At 35.3% G+C, this 14,880-nt stretch carries 18 protein-coding genes; 16 read left to right on the forward strand and 2 right to left on the reverse strand.

Going from position 1 to position 14,880, the window contains the following annotated elements; all coding sequences use genetic code 11:
* The first annotated feature begins 72 nt into the window (after positions 1–72).
* The 14 genes from ASG21_RS18210 (at position 73) to ASG21_RS18280 (ending at position 11,687) form a co-directional block, all read left to right on the forward strand.
* Positions 73–942, forward strand: coding sequence for a hypothetical protein (locus ASG21_RS18210; protein ID WP_056084098.1), 870 nt, complete (start codon positions 73–75; stop codon positions 940–942).
* Positions 943–1,090: 148 nt separating this feature from the next.
* Complete coding sequence (locus ASG21_RS18215) at positions 1,091–1,369, forward strand: co-chaperone GroES (protein ID WP_056084102.1); 279 nt, start codon at positions 1,091–1,093, stop codon at positions 1,367–1,369.
* Positions 1,370–1,421: 52 nt separating this feature from the next.
* Complete coding sequence (locus tag ASG21_RS18220) at positions 1,422–1,736, forward strand: four helix bundle protein (protein WP_056084105.1); 315 nt, start codon at positions 1,422–1,424, stop codon at positions 1,734–1,736.
* 182 nt (positions 1,737–1,918) lie between these two features.
* The gene (groL, locus tag ASG21_RS18225; protein ID WP_056084108.1) at positions 1,919–3,544 is read left to right on the forward strand and encodes a chaperonin GroEL; all 1,626 of its coding nucleotides are present in this window, start codon (positions 1,919–1,921) and stop codon (positions 3,542–3,544) included.
* A gap of 114 nt (positions 3,545–3,658) precedes the next feature.
* A complete protein-coding gene (locus tag ASG21_RS18230) occupies positions 3,659–4,165 on the forward strand; it encodes a hypothetical protein (protein ID WP_056084111.1) in 507 nt (168 codons plus the stop codon).
* 542 nt (positions 4,166–4,707) lie between these two features.
* A complete protein-coding gene (locus tag ASG21_RS18240) occupies positions 4,708–5,556 on the forward strand; it encodes a hypothetical protein (RefSeq protein ID WP_056084116.1) in 849 nt (282 codons plus the stop codon).
* 82 nt (positions 5,557–5,638) lie between these two features.
* On the forward strand, positions 5,639–6,655 hold the full coding sequence (locus tag ASG21_RS18245) for a kelch repeat-containing protein (RefSeq protein WP_082482472.1): 1,017 nt from the start codon (positions 5,639–5,641) through the stop codon (positions 6,653–6,655).
* 236 nt (positions 6,656–6,891) lie between these two features.
* Positions 6,892–7,500: a Pr6Pr family membrane protein gene (locus ASG21_RS18250; protein ID WP_056084119.1), complete on the forward strand. Its 609-nt coding sequence runs from the start codon at positions 6,892–6,894 to the stop codon at positions 7,498–7,500.
* Positions 7,501–7,528: 28 nt separating this feature from the next.
* A complete protein-coding gene (locus ASG21_RS18255) occupies positions 7,529–7,795 on the forward strand; it encodes a hypothetical protein (RefSeq protein WP_056084123.1) in 267 nt (88 codons plus the stop codon).
* A gap of 127 nt (positions 7,796–7,922) precedes the next feature.
* Positions 7,923–8,333 (forward strand): NAD(+)--rifampin ADP-ribosyltransferase, encoded by a 411-nt coding sequence (gene arr / locus ASG21_RS18260; RefSeq protein ID WP_056084125.1) that lies wholly within the window; start codon positions 7,923–7,925, stop codon positions 8,331–8,333.
* A gap of 8 nt (positions 8,334–8,341) precedes the next feature.
* Entirely contained in the window at positions 8,342–9,073 is a 732-nt protein-coding gene (locus ASG21_RS18265) for a hypothetical protein (protein ID WP_056084128.1), read from the forward strand.
* Positions 9,074–9,153: 80 nt separating this feature from the next.
* Positions 9,154–9,594: a DUF1801 domain-containing protein gene (locus ASG21_RS18270; protein ID WP_056084132.1), complete on the forward strand. Its 441-nt coding sequence runs from the start codon at positions 9,154–9,156 to the stop codon at positions 9,592–9,594.
* A 301-nt stretch (positions 9,595–9,895) separates the two neighbouring features.
* On the forward strand, positions 9,896–10,864 hold the full coding sequence (locus ASG21_RS18275; RefSeq protein WP_056084135.1) for a T9SS type A sorting domain-containing protein: 969 nt from the start codon (positions 9,896–9,898) through the stop codon (positions 10,862–10,864).
* A 52-nt stretch (positions 10,865–10,916) separates the two neighbouring features.
* Entirely contained in the window at positions 10,917–11,687 is a 771-nt protein-coding gene (locus ASG21_RS18280) for a hypothetical protein (protein ID WP_056084137.1), read from the forward strand.
* Between the two features lie 91 nt (positions 11,688–11,778).
* Here the strand turns inward: ASG21_RS18280 and ASG21_RS18285 are convergent, their stop codons facing one another.
* Together ASG21_RS18285 and radA are read right to left on the reverse strand one after the other, a co-directional pair.
* Positions 11,779–12,369, reverse strand: coding sequence for an ACP phosphodiesterase (locus tag ASG21_RS18285; RefSeq protein ID WP_056084140.1), 591 nt, complete (start codon positions 12,367–12,369; stop codon positions 11,779–11,781).
* 56 nt (positions 12,370–12,425) lie between these two features.
* On the reverse strand, positions 12,426–13,775 hold the full coding sequence (gene radA, locus ASG21_RS18290) for a DNA repair protein RadA (protein WP_056084143.1): 1,350 nt from the start codon (positions 13,773–13,775) through the stop codon (positions 12,426–12,428).
* 46 nt (positions 13,776–13,821) lie between these two features.
* Here radA and ASG21_RS18295 point away from each other — a divergent pair, with 46 nt between their 5' ends.
* Complete coding sequence (locus ASG21_RS18295) at positions 13,822–14,208, forward strand: hypothetical protein (RefSeq protein ID WP_056084147.1); 387 nt, start codon at positions 13,822–13,824, stop codon at positions 14,206–14,208.
* Between the two features lie 61 nt (positions 14,209–14,269).
* Positions 14,270–14,839 (forward strand): YceI family protein, encoded by a 570-nt coding sequence (locus ASG21_RS18300; RefSeq protein WP_056084150.1) that lies wholly within the window; start codon positions 14,270–14,272, stop codon positions 14,837–14,839.
* Positions 14,840–14,880: the final 41 nt, after the last annotated feature.

Genomic DNA, 14,880 nt, shown 5'->3' on the forward strand with positions numbered 1-14,880 from the left:
AGTGGCTACGTCAAAAAATATCTTTATTCTTACGACTTTTCATTATTTTCGTAAAAAAAAATTAAACTATTCATGAAAAAACTGATTGTATTATTATTTGTACTATTTTCTATCTCTGCTTTCTCTCAGGAAGACGTTTACTTTGGAAAAAAGAAACTGGTAGCTGCAGAAGTCATTTTAGAAAATGGAGATATTAAAACCGGATATCTTCAGGATTTCCAAAGCAACCGTTTCTATAATGGGGATGTGGGATCCTTCAGCGGAATTGAGAAAAATTTTAAATTTGAGGTAAAAGAATTTAAATTCAAAGAAGAATCAGGTTCTGCAATTCAGCTGATTAATATTTCTGATGTCAAAAGAATTGTACTTCTGAATAATGACGGTTCCGAAAGACTGGTTTATGACAAAATGAAACTGAAAACCATCAATTCCAACAATGAAGTTGTTGACCTCAAAAAAACAGTCATTCTCCCGCTGGAGCAGGAGGGAAAACTAAATCTTTACGGAATTACAGTTGTAGCTTACGGTCAGGCAAGTCCTTATTCCAGAGGTCCGGCGAACCAATATCTGACAACGTTATTTATTCCTTATCTTAAAAGTTCCAACAGTGAATATGCTTATTTGCCTTTCGATATCAACAGAATGAATATTTTTAATTTAGGAAAGCTGGAAGGTAAATTTAAGAAAGCTTTAGAAGAAGCAACGAAAGAGTGTCCGGAGTTTCAGGAGAATATCGATGAAACAATGAAGGTTTTTGAAAAAAGTCAGAAAAAAGATCTGAAGCAGATGTATTATGACAAAGAAGCAAAGAAGAAGCAGATCCGAAAAGACGTTAAAAATAAAGCAGAAGAAAATTTTCTGCAAATGAAAATTGATGCAGAATACGGAATGAAACCTTACCTGCAGCTGGTAGACGATTACAATAAGAAATGCAGTAAATAAACTGCGGTACAGCCTTTGAAAATTTCAGAGGTTTTTTTCTGCCAAAATTTCCACTCTTACTTAAAAATCTGCCAAAATATTTAAATCTGTCTCTTGGCATACAATTAGACAATTTCAACACAGAATTAATTAAAAAATCAAATATATTATGTCAGTAAACTTTAAACCCTTAGCAGACAGAGTGCTTATCGAGCCTATCGCTGCAGAAACCAAAACAGCTTCAGGTATTATTATCCCGGATACGGCTAAAGAAAAACCACAGGAAGGTACAGTAGTAGCAGTGGGTCCAGGTAAAGTAGACGAGCCTACAACTGTAAAAGTAGGAGACAAAGTTCTTTATGGAAAATATTCAGGTTCTGAATTAAAATTGGAGGGAAAAGATTTCATCATCGCTAAGGAGTCTGATTTATTAGGAGTAATAGGTTAAGCTAATAGCTATTGGCTTATGGCAGATGGCCTTCCAGCGTTGAAAATAGACAATGAGAGATTTTAAAAAATTTGAAGTTTGGCAACTGAGCCATAAATTAACTTTAAAAGTTTATAAGTCAAGCCAAGGCTTTCCTAAAGAAGAAATTTTTGGTGTAACTTCTCAAATCAGAAGATCTTTTGCTTCCATAGGATACAACATTTCGGAAGGAAGCGGTAGATATTCAGATAAAGAATTTGCAAATTTCATTAACATCGCACTAGGATCATCCAACGAAGCCGAAAACCAACTAATACTTTCTAAAGATCTGGAATATCTTTCAGAAGAAGATTTCCAAAACCTTTCAGAAGAATTAACTATACTTTAAAAGAAGCTTGTCGCCCTTTGGAACAGGCTCAACGGAAATTAGCTTTTAGCAGATGGCTAATTGCTGATAGCTAAAAAATAAAATTAAGCAGCATAGAAGCTGTAATAAAATTAAAAATTAAATCAAAACTTGCGAATTGCTAAAAGCCAAAAGCTGACAGCCATTCGCCAAAAGCAAAAAATATGGCAAAAGAAATAAAATTCGATATCGAGTCAAGAGACGCTCTGAAAAGAGGAGTTGATGCATTGGCTAATGCAGTAAAAGTAACTTTAGGACCAAAAGGTAGAAACGTAGTAATCGAAAAATCTTTTGGTGCACCTCACGTTACTAAAGATGGTGTTTCTGTAGCAAAAGAAATCGAACTTGAAGACAGAGTAGAAAATATGGGAGCGCAAATGGTAAAAGAAGTTGCTTCCAAAACAAATGATATCGCAGGAGACGGTACTACTACCGCTACTGTTTTAGCACAGGCTATCGTCAGAGAAGGTCTTAAAAACGTAGCTGCAGGAGCTAACCCAATGGACTTGAAAAGAGGAATCGACAAAGCTGTAACGGCTGTTGTTGCGAACCTTAAAGAGCAGTCTAAAGAAGTAGGTGATTCTACAGAAATGGTGAAGCAGGTAGCTTCAGTTTCTGCAAACAACGACGAAACGATCGGTTCATTAATCGCTGAAGCTTTCGGAAAAGTAGGTAAAGAAGGTGTAATTACTGTAGAAGAAGCTAAAGGTATCGATACAACAGTAGACGTTGTGGAAGGTATGCAGTTCGACAGAGGATACCAGTCGCCTTACTTCGTGACAAATCCTGAGAAAATGTTAACTGAGCTTGAAAATCCTTACATTCTTTTAGTTGAGAAAAAAATCTCTTCAATGAAAGAATTGCTTCCGGTTCTTGAGCCAATCGCACAAAGCGGAAAATCTTTACTGATCATCTCTGAAGAAGTTGAAGGTGAAGCTTTGGCAACTTTGGTGGTAAACAAATTAAGAGGTTCTCTTAAAATTGCTGCTGTAAAAGCTCCGGGATTCGGTGACAGAAGAAAAGCAATGTTGGAAGACATCGCTATCTTAACTGGCGGACAGGTAATTTCTGAAGAGCAAGGTTTCACAATGGAAAATATCTCTTTGGATATGTTGGGAACTGCTGAAAAAGTATCTATCGACAAAGACAACACAACGGTTGTAAATGGTGGTGGTGAAGAAAGCAAGATCAAAGGAAGAGTAAACCAGATCAAAGCTCAGATGGAAACAACTACTTCTGACTACGACAGAGAAAAACTACAGGAGAGACTGGCTAAATTAGCTGGTGGTGTTGCCGTACTTTATGTAGGTGCAGCTTCTGAAGTTGAAATGAAAGAGAAAAAAGACAGAGTTGATGATGCATTGAATGCTACAAGAGCAGCTGTTGAAGAAGGTATCGTTGCCGGTGGTGGTGTTGCTTTGGTGAGAGCTATTGAAGCTTTGGCTAACCTTTCAGGAATCAATGCTGACGAAACTACAGGTATTAAAATCGTTAAAAGAGCGATCGAAGAGCCATTGAGACAAATCGTTGCCAACGCAGGAGGTGAAGGTTCTGTAATCGTTGCTAAAGTTGCAGAAGGAACTGCAGATTTCGGTTACAACGCAAAAACTGACGAGTATGTAAATATGCTTGAAGCAGGAATCATCGACCCTACGAAAGTAACAAGAGTTGCCCTTGAAAACGCAGCTTCAGTTTCTGGAATGCTGTTAACAACTGAGTGTGTTATCACTGAGATCAAGAGCGCAGAACCTGCTATGCCAATGGGAGGTGGAATGCCAGGAATGATGTAGTCATCACCGATGCTTTAAATATATAAACCGTTCAGATTTTTTCTGGACGGTTTTTTACGCACATAAATCAAAGTAAATAAAATTAATTTATAACTATAAAATTTAATCAAAACAATGGGAATTGAAATTATATCTGCACTATTAGCTTCTTTTCTTGGAGCTTTATTTCCTATTTTAAAAAAGATCATAGAAAAATATTTAAAAACATTAAATGAGAATGAAAAAAAGTATTCCCTTAATAAATTTCTATCAAAGTTTTTTGAAGTTGAAATAAATGAAAAATCGTATAAACAGAGGTTCAGTGAAACTATCTCAACTTTAGATAAAGCATTTTTGGAGGTAGAAAAAGCAACAAATGAGTTTAATGAATTAATGAAAGAAAAGCAAAGAGGAATAGAATTTTTAGAACAAAGGCTCGAAACTCTTTCTGGAGAAGAACAACAATTAAAAGAAAAAGTAGAAACGCTTCAAAAAGTTCCAATTGAAGCAGTTCCATATTTTGAAGAGATGATGTCGAGAGGTGAAAAAAGAAGCGAATACAGAGACTATATTCTATTTGTATCAGGAATCACAGTCTCAATAATTATAACCCTAATATTAAAATTTTATTTCCACATTTAAATGATTACTAAATAAGATTTTTTAGGAATATGGTACAATGATAATCATAAATTGACAATTACAAACGACAATGTTCAATTAGATACAAATATTGAAACCGAGCATAAGCCATTCTATACACATTGCATATTACATGAAAAAAATGAATTTACGATTATAGAAAAAAACAATATCCAACTTTCTGCAAGTATCGTTATAATGAACACATCGGATATGAGTAAAAAGATAACAATAATTTTAAATTTCAGTGGAATCATATTCATTAAACTGACAAAATATAAATAATAGAATATCTCCCAACGCCGATGTAATTGTCACGCTTGTACTCACAAATGTAAAACCGTTCAGATTTTCTGGGCGGTTTTTTTGTGAAATCTTATTATAAAATAGAAAGTATTTTTAATGATTAAATATAATATCTTTGAGAAAAATAAAGCGAAACAAACATTTGCCAATCTCCCTAATTTCAGGTGGATATGCGAAGGTGTGATTTGCGTATATACAAGTTAGAAAAAATTTAGATAAATTAAATACCGTAATACATGTGGACAATAATTATAATATTAGTAGCAATTTTTATTATATGGGTTTTCATAAGTAATAATAATGACAATGAAAAGATTCGTAATTTAAACAATAATAATGGCGGTCTAAGAAAGCAATTTCCAAATTTTACTAAATTTATTGAAGAAGATTTAAACATGATTATTAAGTATGACGATGGAAGAAATATTTGTTATAAAAAATCAGAAATTTTGGGAGAATTAAATATTGGATTGAAACTTGAATTTGATAATACAAAAGTGATTTATTCTAAATTTATTAGAAACGATGGTACAACTCAAATTGGAAAAAATGTAACATATCCTTTTACTAACGAAATGAGTCTCATTGAAAAATGTATCAACACCAGTATACAAGATTTAAATATTATAGCTGAAAAACAAACTAGTTATGATAATGTGAAGGATAATGTTACAGATTCTCAGAAAGAAAAATATTTAAAACATTGGTTAGAAGTAATTTGTAATACGGATAAAGAAGATGGATTGCACTATCATGCTTTATATCTTTATAAATTAGACGATATTAATCCAATTATTATGGAAGCAAACCTTATCTATAAAAGGAGAGGTAATCATCCGAATAACCTAGAGTCTCCCTCAATGAATAAAATTTCCAAAGTAAGTTTTATTTATGATGATTTTTTTATTTCAGCTTACCCTGATGTTTATTTATGGTCACAGAATAAAAAAAATTCGGTAAGAGCATTTAGTTTAAAAAAAACTAATGGAGTTTATCTTGAGAACACACTTAGTTTAATGGAATTTTATAGAGATCTTATTGACCAATACAAAGAAGAAGGTAACTCTCTTGAATGTAGTAAATAAAAAAACTTCGGCTAACATTGTATTGGCACTTTTCCGCTGCTCAATGTCTCCCGACTTTGAGCAATAAAACACAAAAAAACCGATGTCGCGGATTTGTAATCCGCCACTTTTCCCTATATTTAAAATATTTCTCTACACAGAAAATCAATTAAAGCAAACCTCAACGTCATTGAAAACAAAATTATTCCTCCTTTCACTTTTCGGTTTGTGTTTAGCCAATGCACAGACCTTAAATTTTAAACATCTCGCGGATATGTCTATGCGCAGAGGAGCTGTAACCAGTGCCATTGCAGGTAACAACATCTATGTGAGCAATGGGTATAAAGATGTGGATGGCAATGCTACTATTATTGAGAAATACAGTATTAAAAATAACCGTTGGAGTATAATCAACTCTAGTCTGATTCCTAAAAGATTTGCCAATTCGGAGACTTACGGTAATAAAATTTATATTTTTAACGGTTGGGGAAACAGTCATCTTGAAATTATAGACCTTGAAACTCATCAAAAAACGAAAGGAGCTGTTAACCGTGCCTACACCGGAAATGCTGGTTCTGCCATCTATAATGGAAAAATATACACGTTCGGAGGAAGTGGGCTAAACAATGCCGCCACCACAGTATTTTCTGACAGGTTTCAGTATTATGACATTGCTTCAGACACATGGCACACTTTACCGAATATGCCGACCGCCAGAGAAGCAAGGGGCAAAATTGTGAATGATAAGCTCTATGTTATCGGTGGTTTTAACGGTACATCATCACGCTTGGTCAATGTGTATGACCTCAAAAAAAATCTTTGGACTGATCAATATACGATGCCTGCTGCGATATCTGGTCATTCATTAGCGGTATCCGGTAATAAGATTTTTATTGCCGGCGGTTATAATAATCAAAATTTCCTGGCCTATTTTGATACAGAAACCAATAAGTTGCATAGGTTATCATCCAATGATATGATTCCCAGACGACATGCTGCTGCTGAGATATATAATGATAAATTATACATCATCGGCGGAAGTACAGCCTCCTCAACCAAATCAGCTATTAAAAGCATTCAGGTTGCGGATCTTAGTGATGAAGTGCTTTCTGGTAAATAAATCAATGATGATGTATTGAAATTTGGAATGCGAGGAATGCAATTGTAACGTCATTGCGAGGTACGAAGCAATCTTATCTTAATAACAAACCACGATGTCGCGGATTTGCAATCCGTGACTTTTTATCGCTCACATTCATAGCAACTTCATACTATTTAAATTATAAACGAAAAAAACAAAATCCCATTCCAATTATGATTAAATTTGAAATGCACTAAATTAATAATCATCAAAATATGAAAGCAAAAACCCATACAATTTTCGCTGCATTGCTTGCTTTGGTGACGTGGTTTTGCGTCATTCTTCAGTTTTATATTTCGACAGATACTTTCGCCAATGTCATCAGCTATTTTACGATTTTGTGTAATTCTTTAATAGCGGTAAGCCTTACGTTTTCTGCTTTCTTCCCGAAAACTCAGTTAGGTCAATTTTTTTCAAGGCTGTCTGTAAAAACGGCGGTTGCACTGTACATATTCATTGTGTTTATTGTTTACAACACGGTTTTGAGAGGGATCTGGAAACCTACAGGATGGCAGTTGTTTTTAGATAATATGCTTCATGTTGCGATTCCGGTTCTGTATATTCTGTACTGGCTCTTTCTGGTTACAAAAACTAAGCTGAGCTGGAAAAACGGATTGTACTGGTTGATCTTTCCTTTGTCATATCTGATTTATTCATTGGTTCGGGGCTCAGTAACCAATTGGTATCCATATCCATTCCTCAATGTTACAGAACTCGGTTTGGGGAAAGTGCTGGTGAACAGTTTAATAATGCTTTTAGTGTTTTTAGCAAGCGGATCTGTATTGATTGCAGTTAATAATAAGTTTGAAAAGGAAGTAGACTGAAAAATAGGTTTAATTAAAAATAATCAGAATGCCCAAAAAAGATTTAGAAAAATACATCAGAGACACCGCAACTCCGAAAGATTATTCGGACAGCAAATATCTGGTTTATGTGGAATTGTATAAAAGGGATAAAAAAGTAAAGAAAATCATTTCAGAACACTGTAAAGTTATCAGGAAACTTAATTCCGGTTATCTATGTGAAGCTCATATGCAGGCAGTACCGGAAATTGTAAGATCTTTAGCATTAGAAAATCATGCGGTTTATCAGGTGGTGAGGTTGGCGAAAAGTGCTTAGAAAACAGCGGAGCACATTTCTTAAATTTATTTATTTTTACAATAAGGAATTGATTTACAGTCGAACCAAAAATGAGTATTTAAATTTAAACTTAGGCTTTATTTAATTTACATTTAAATCTTTAAAAATGAATACATTGTCAGAGTCTCCAGTATACTACCACGGCACAAAAGCTAATCTAAAAACAGGCGACCTCATTGAAGTCGGCTTTGTTTCCAATTACGGTTCAAAAAGAAAATCAAAATACATCTATCTTTCTGAAACACTGGATGCAGCAACCTGGGGAGCAGAACTGGCATTCGGTGAAGAAAAAGAAAGAATTTACATCGTAGAACCCACCGGAGCAATTGAAGACGATCCCAATGTTACAGACAAAAAGTTTCCGGGAAATCCCACAAAATCGTACCGTTCACAACATCCTTTTAAAGTCGTCGGAGAAGTTAAAGATTGGCAAGGCCACTCACCGGAACAGCTGAAGATGATGAAAGATCATCTGGAAAAACTTAGAGAACAGGGGATTGAAGCGATTGAAGATTAATCACTGCTATGAAATATTTAATTACTTTAATTCTGAGTGTCTTTTGGATATTTTCATTTTCACAGGAGAAAGTGCTGGCTTCTGATTATAAAAATATGTATTCTTCAAATCACTGTCTGTATACAAAGCATGATATGAAACCGTTTAATGGTTATATAAAACTAAAGGACGACAATCCTGATAATTTTCAATATGTAAAAATAGAGAATGGATGTAACCAAACTCTATTAGAAGTATTTAATTTAAAAAATGAACTCTTATTCAGAGGAAGATACACCTTTGACAAAAGTAATAATCAAATAATAACATACGAAAATGATTCTGTGAACCTTGGCAGAAGTGAGTTACTTGATAAAAAACTGACAGATTCTGCAACGCTGGTCAGAAAACGGATCATGAATTATTATCATTCCGACGTAGAAAATGGAATTCAAAATGTCACACCGATAACAGGAATTATCTATTATGCTGATAATCCTGATGAAATTTATTCAGTACAATATAAAAATGGTACAGCAATAAAGCTGCTTACCTATTATGACAATAAAGAGTTTAGAGATAACAGTCAAAACATCACAACATTAAGAAAGAAGGAAAGTTACGGGCTACTCTTCAATGAAAACGGAAATATTTATGACTCCGGTTTAGGTGATAAAATATATCCATTTATTTTTAGCGGAGAGTACATCAGATGGGACCAAAAGGGTAAAGTGACAGCCAGGAAGAATTTGAATAAATAAAAAATACTGAATTAAATCTCTGTGATTTTACCATTTAGTACTTTTTACATTTTTATTATTTTTAAAGAAATTTTTATACGATGGCTAAACCCAACAAAACCACAGAAACCCAAGTCAGCGTCACAGACTTCATCAATTCCTACGTAGAAAATGAACAGAAAAAGACGGACAGTTTTGAACTCATCAGACTCATGAGCGAATGGTCTGGTTTTGAACCGAAAATGTGGGGTCCTACCATCATCGGATTTGGCAGTTATCATTACAAATACGACAGCGGGCACGAAGGCGATATGCCGCTCATCGGATTCTCGCCACGAAAAGCAGAATTTTCACTTTACATCTATTCGCCCACCGAAGATAATCAACATCTGCTGGATGATTTTGGAAAATATAAGATGGGAAAAGCATGTATTTACGTCAAAAAACTGGCTGATATCAATGTTGATTCTCTCGAAAAAATCTGTAAAGCAACCATTAAATATCTGCATAAACATCACGAATGTGCGTGCAGGGAAAAATAACCTTTTAAAGTTTCAATTTAAAGAGTTAATCGCCACAAAGTAAATCGCTTTGCGATTTAGTCAGTTTATTACATTGAAAGCTAGATTCAAAAACTAAAGTTTTTTAGAACGAAGCTTTTTTGTTTTAATAATTTTTTTAAAGATTAAAAAAATCGGCAAATCAGAACATTTTTGCAAAATCAGGTAACTTACAATAAACAAAATTACTTGTTTAAGCTAAATTTAAAGGTTGTTAAGGAAATCTTAAAGAAAATCGGATTATGGTAAGTTTTTTGCGTAATTTTAGATAAAATTTTACACTATGCAAAAATATTTACTTTCGTTAACATTGTGTGTTTCACTATGTAACGCCCAGACTACGGTTACCAAAGCATTTCACGATCCGGTTGTGGGTGATATCAACAATTACGTGAGCTTAAACGGAACGCCAGATCATTCTTCAGCAGGTGCGAATACAGTTTTTAATAATTCCACACTTACTCAGGGAGGCGTAAGTCCTGGGACATATTCTGCACCAACTGCTGCCGAAATCGGCTTATACCCCGGATCTACATTGAAATATGTGAACAGCGGAACCACCGTTTTTTACAAACAGACTGCAGCGAAACTTGAAATTACAGCATTGGTAACTGCAGATGCAACTATAAATCTCAGCGCAAACAATGGTACTTTTATCAGTTATCCTACCAATTATGGACTCAACGAAAATGATACGGCGTCAGGTACTTTTTCAGCACAGGGTTTCAACGGTAATGTAAGCGGTAATATTAATATCTCTGCTGATGCATGGGGAACACTGCTTATAGGATCTAAAACTTATAATAATGTGCTGAGGGTGAAATCTGTGCAGAATTTTGCTATGACAGTTTTTGGTTTTCCTGCCGGAACAGTAGTTAATACTTCCTACGCATATTACGACAGCGCACATAAAGCACCGTTGTTTACTACCACAAATGCAGTAATTACCATAGGAACAAATGCTCCGCAAAACAGTAATGTAGCACAGGGATTAAATGAGATTTATCTTGCCGTGAAAGATATTCAACTGAAAAGCAAATTTGAGTTTTATCCAAATCCTGCAACAGATGTTGTGCATTTCAGAAATTCTGAAGATGCCAATGTTGTGATTTACAATGCAGAGGGAAAAGTTTTAAAACAAAGCAGAAAAGCAGACGAAATTCAGGTATCTGATCTTCCTTCAGGAGTTTACTTTATCACTGCTGACAAGAATAGTACTTTATCTGAAACAAAAAAGCTGATCAAAAAATAAATATATTTTGCCTGCTTTTTGATATAAATTTTTCACACCAAAATCACCAGCTATGACTAAAAAAATTATCTCGCTTATTGCCTTAAGCGCTATGCCATTCGTGCAGGCACAGATCGAAAGTCCAATTCCGCCGGCTCCTGAGGTTCCGGAAAAGATGAATATCGTTAAAACCAATGTCACGGCGTATGCCTTCAGGAATTTTAACCTCACCTATGAAAGATCGCTGAATCAATGGTTTTCTCTGACGATAGGATTTGGGACAATGCCCGAAGGAAAAGTTCCCTTCATCAATTCTTTTTTGAATGATGAGGACGAAAAACAGTTCCAGAATCTGGAAATTAAAGCGACCAATTTTACATTAGAACCAAGATTCTATATCGGTCATGGCTATGGAAAAGGATTTTATTTTGCTCCGTATTACCGTTATTCCAGCGTAGAATCCAATGATTTTGATTTTTACTACAATTTTCAGCCTGTAAATGGCATTGTCTATCCGATTCCTTTGATGGGAAAAGGGGAAGCGGGCGGCCACAGCGGAGGTTTGATGGTTGGAGCTCAGTTTTTTCTAAATAAAGCCCAAAGTTTAGTCCTTGATTTTTGGATTGCCGGAGCCCATTACGGAACCGGAAAAGGTGACTTTGCCCTTACCAGCGACATTTTCCTGACTCCTGAAATGCAGGCTCAACTTAAAAAAGAAATCGAAGATCTCGACGTACCTTTTGTAGATTACACTGTGGAGACCAATACCGAAGGTGCAAGAATAAAAGTTGACGGCCCGTGGGCTGGCTTCAGAAGCGGCTTGTCAATTGGGTATAGATTTTAAGATATTTTCGGACATGTCATCCTGAGCCCGTCGAAGGATATGTTGTATATTGAAAATGTTTTGAAAAATTGACTGAAATTTCGATTTAAATCTAAAACTGAGTCATCACATCATTGGTGTGTTTCGCATGTAAGTATAGTTCCTGAAAGAAGTGGTCATAACATTCTTTCAGGAATTTTTTGTTATCTGAAAACGCTTCAAAAACGGGAATATCCTTATCTAAATATTTCGCTTTGTGTAAAACATTTTTCATACTGAAGCCGATGCTGCGGTCTGTACGGTAATTGTACAGCCAGTCTTCACTTTCCATTCTTGAAAGCATCGTTTTAAAATTTTCAGGAAATAAATGGAGGTGCCGGTTTAAAACTTTGTAAACATTTTGCGAGTGTGATTTCCAGCCTTGTAATGAATTAACTGTTAAATCATTAGCTAAAAAATAATCCATCGAAACATCCACAAAGGCACCCGAATATAATCTCACCAGCGGACTGAAAACTTTCTTGGCTTCATGAATGGCAGGATGAGAATCTGTAAAAGTATCGATGGCGCGGTGCATCGTAATTCCGTTTTGGATGTCTTTCGGGAAAGAAAAACGGTCTTTATTCCGGATGTAGTCTTCCAGGAACTGCCCGACAATCTGTCCGTCGGAAAATGATAGAAAAGAGTGGGCGAGGAAGTTCATACTTTTTATTTTTGTTTATTTATTTAAAGCTAAAAATCTAAACTGCGGTTAAAATATTAAAAAAGTCTTTCATGAAAATCTTCAACTTTGCTCACTTCCTCAATTTTAATCCCGAATTTCTTCTTTGGAAGTTTATTTAAATTTGAAATAAAAATCTTTTCGTAACCCAGTTTTTCGGCTTCTGTAATTCTCTGTTCCGCCTGAGCAATCGGACGGATTTCTCCGCTAAGACCAATCTCTCCCGCAAAACAGTAATGTTCTGAAATGGCAATATCTTCATTGGATGAAAGAATGGAAGCGACAACCGCTAAATCCAAAGCCGGATCGTCTGTTTTTATTCCGCCGGTGATGTTCAGAAAGACGTCTTTTGCACCCAACTGAAAACCTGCTCTTTTTTCCAGAACTGCCAGAAGCATATTTAATCTTTTAGAATCAAAACCAGTGCAGCTTCTTTGTGGAGTTCCGTAGACAGCCGTACTTACCAGCGCCTGAATTTCCAGAAGCATCGGTCGGTTTCCTTCCAGAGTTACGGCCACTGAATTTCCGGAAAGTTCTTCAGATTTTTTGGTAATTAAGATTTCAGAAGGATTTTTAATCTCTTTTAAACCTTGTGAAACCATTTCATAAATACCAATTTCTGCCGTCGATCCAAAACGGTTTTTGTTGGCTCTCAAAAGTCTGAAAAGATGATTTCTGTCGCCATCGAAATTTAAAACCACGTCAACCATGTGCTCCAGAACTTTTGGTCCGGCAATCTGTCCGTCTTTTGTGATGTGACCGACTAAAAATACCGGAACATTGTTTTCTTTGGCGTATTTTATAATTTCATTGGAGCATTCTCTGATTTGTGAAACGGTTCCCGGCGAACTTTCAATCAGCTGAGACTGTAATGTCTGAATGGAATCAATAATTACAAAATCAGGCTCCAGCTTTTTGGCTTCATGAAGAATTTTTTCCAATGAAGTTTCCGTGTACAGAAAGCAGTTCGGGTTTTTGATTTCAGCCAAACGGTCGGCTCTCATCTTGATCTGGGACGCACTCTCTTCACCGGAAACGTAGAAAATTTTCTTTTTCATCTTCAGGGCAAGTTGTAAAAGAAGAGTAGACTTACCGATTCCGGGTTCTCCACCTATCAAAGTGACTGAGCCTAAAACAATTCCTCCTCCCAAAACGCGGTTAAGCTCATCAGATGGTGTTTTTATCCTCGGTTCTTCCACGGCTTCAACTTCGATGATGTTGATGACGTGCTGTTTTGATTTCGAAAACGGTGGAGTTTTAGATGAGTTTTTTTCTACAATTTCTTCTACCAGAGTGTTCCATTCAAGACAGTTTTTACATTGCCCTGTCCACTGTGGATATTGTGAACCGCAGTTCTGACAGAAATATGCTGTTTTAAGTTTTGCCATACTGCGAAGTTGAAGATTTTTTTTGAAATTTTCTTAATTTTAGGAGATGAAAAATGTTTTGCTTAAAAGTGCCCAGGTTTTTGTCTCGATGTCAATTCTGAATTTTTTACTGAGCATCGTTACATTATCGGTTTTAGATTTGCCCGGCGGAAGTTTCGGAATGTTCCCTTTTTTAATATTGGCAGAATGCTGTATTACAGCCATTATTGCATGGATTACAGTTTTAATTTTTAAAAGAAACTATAATTCAGTGGAGAAAATGGCAGTTTTATTTGAAATTATTTACCTCACAAGTCTGATCATTTCCGGTTTCTATCCTTTTGGCAGGAGTGACGATTCTCAGGTCAGCTTACTTATCTATTTAAATTCTGTCATTGTATTGATTATGATTTATTTCGGAAACCGATTAATTTCATCAAATAAAAAATCTTAACATAGGTCAATGATTCGTACTGAAACTTAATACTACATTTGTCAGTATAAATTTTTTAAAAATGAAAAGAATACTGTTAGGTTTTGCTTTCGCTTTGGTCAGCATCTTCACTTTTGCTCAGACAGGATGGACCGTAGATCCAATGCATTCATCTGTGAATTTTAATATCAAGCACATGGGAATCAGTTTTGTACAGGGCCGGTTTGATAAGTTTGACGGAAAAGTGACAACTGAAGGAAACAATTTGGATAATGCTCAGTTTAGCTTCACAGTGCATACAGCATCTGTGAATACCGGAGTAGAGCCGAGAGACAAGCATTTAAGAACTGCAGATTTTTTTGATGCAGACAAATTTCCGGAAATGACTTTTGAAAGTGCTTCGGTTACAAAAGGAAAAGATAATTCCTACACACTGAAAGGTAAATTAACTATCAAAGACGTTATAAAAGAAGTGAGTATTCCTGTAACTTTTGGAGGAATTACAAAAAATCAGCAGGGAAAAGAAGTTGCAGGTATTCAGGCAAAATTTAAAGTAAACCGTTTGGATTACAACATTAAATATGATCCTACCGGAGCCGGTGTTGCAAAAGAAGTTGAAGTAAATGCATACTTCGAATTAGTAAAAAAATAATAGTTTTCATATTATATAATTTGGTTTGGGTAAAGGTTTTC

The organism is Chryseobacterium sp. Leaf394 (assembly GCF_001424105.1).
Lineage (GTDB): Bacteria > Bacteroidota > Bacteroidia > Flavobacteriales > Weeksellaceae > Chryseobacterium.

What these genes read in the sequence shown, in the direction of transcription:
- ASG21_RS18210 (WP_056084098.1), top strand. Translation starts at nt 73, where the DNA reads ATGAAAAAACTGATTGTATTATTATTTGTACTATTTTCTATCTCTGCT.
- ASG21_RS18215 (WP_056084102.1), top strand. Translation starts at nt 1,091, where the DNA reads ATGTCAGTAAACTTTAAACCCTTAGCAGACAGAGTGCTTATCGAGCCT.
- ASG21_RS18220 (WP_056084105.1), top strand. Translation starts at nt 1,422, where the DNA reads ATGAGAGATTTTAAAAAATTTGAAGTTTGGCAACTGAGCCATAAATTA.
- groL (WP_056084108.1), top strand. Translation starts at nt 1,919, where the DNA reads ATGGCAAAAGAAATAAAATTCGATATCGAGTCAAGAGACGCTCTGAAA.
- ASG21_RS18230 (WP_056084111.1), top strand. Translation starts at nt 3,659, where the DNA reads ATGGGAATTGAAATTATATCTGCACTATTAGCTTCTTTTCTTGGAGCT.
- ASG21_RS18240 (WP_056084116.1), top strand. Translation starts at nt 4,708, where the DNA reads ATGTGGACAATAATTATAATATTAGTAGCAATTTTTATTATATGGGTT.
- ASG21_RS18245 (WP_082482472.1), top strand. Translation starts at nt 5,639, where the DNA reads ATGTCGCGGATTTGTAATCCGCCACTTTTCCCTATATTTAAAATATTT.
- ASG21_RS18250 (WP_056084119.1), top strand. Translation starts at nt 6,892, where the DNA reads ATGAAAGCAAAAACCCATACAATTTTCGCTGCATTGCTTGCTTTGGTG.
- ASG21_RS18255 (WP_056084123.1), top strand. Translation starts at nt 7,529, where the DNA reads ATGCCCAAAAAAGATTTAGAAAAATACATCAGAGACACCGCAACTCCG.
- arr (WP_056084125.1), top strand. Translation starts at nt 7,923, where the DNA reads ATGAATACATTGTCAGAGTCTCCAGTATACTACCACGGCACAAAAGCT.
- ASG21_RS18265 (WP_056084128.1), top strand. Translation starts at nt 8,342, where the DNA reads ATGAAATATTTAATTACTTTAATTCTGAGTGTCTTTTGGATATTTTCA.
- ASG21_RS18270 (WP_056084132.1), top strand. Translation starts at nt 9,154, where the DNA reads ATGGCTAAACCCAACAAAACCACAGAAACCCAAGTCAGCGTCACAGAC.
- ASG21_RS18275 (WP_056084135.1), top strand. Translation starts at nt 9,896, where the DNA reads ATGCAAAAATATTTACTTTCGTTAACATTGTGTGTTTCACTATGTAAC.
- ASG21_RS18280 (WP_056084137.1), top strand. Translation starts at nt 10,917, where the DNA reads ATGACTAAAAAAATTATCTCGCTTATTGCCTTAAGCGCTATGCCATTC.
- ASG21_RS18285 (WP_056084140.1), bottom strand. Translation starts at nt 12,369, where the DNA reads ATGAACTTCCTCGCCCACTCTTTTCTATCATTTTCCGACGGACAGATT.
- radA (WP_056084143.1), bottom strand. Translation starts at nt 13,775, where the DNA reads ATGGCAAAACTTAAAACAGCATATTTCTGTCAGAACTGCGGTTCACAA.
- ASG21_RS18295 (WP_056084147.1), top strand. Translation starts at nt 13,822, where the DNA reads ATGAAAAATGTTTTGCTTAAAAGTGCCCAGGTTTTTGTCTCGATGTCA.
- ASG21_RS18300 (WP_056084150.1), top strand. Translation starts at nt 14,270, where the DNA reads ATGAAAAGAATACTGTTAGGTTTTGCTTTCGCTTTGGTCAGCATCTTC.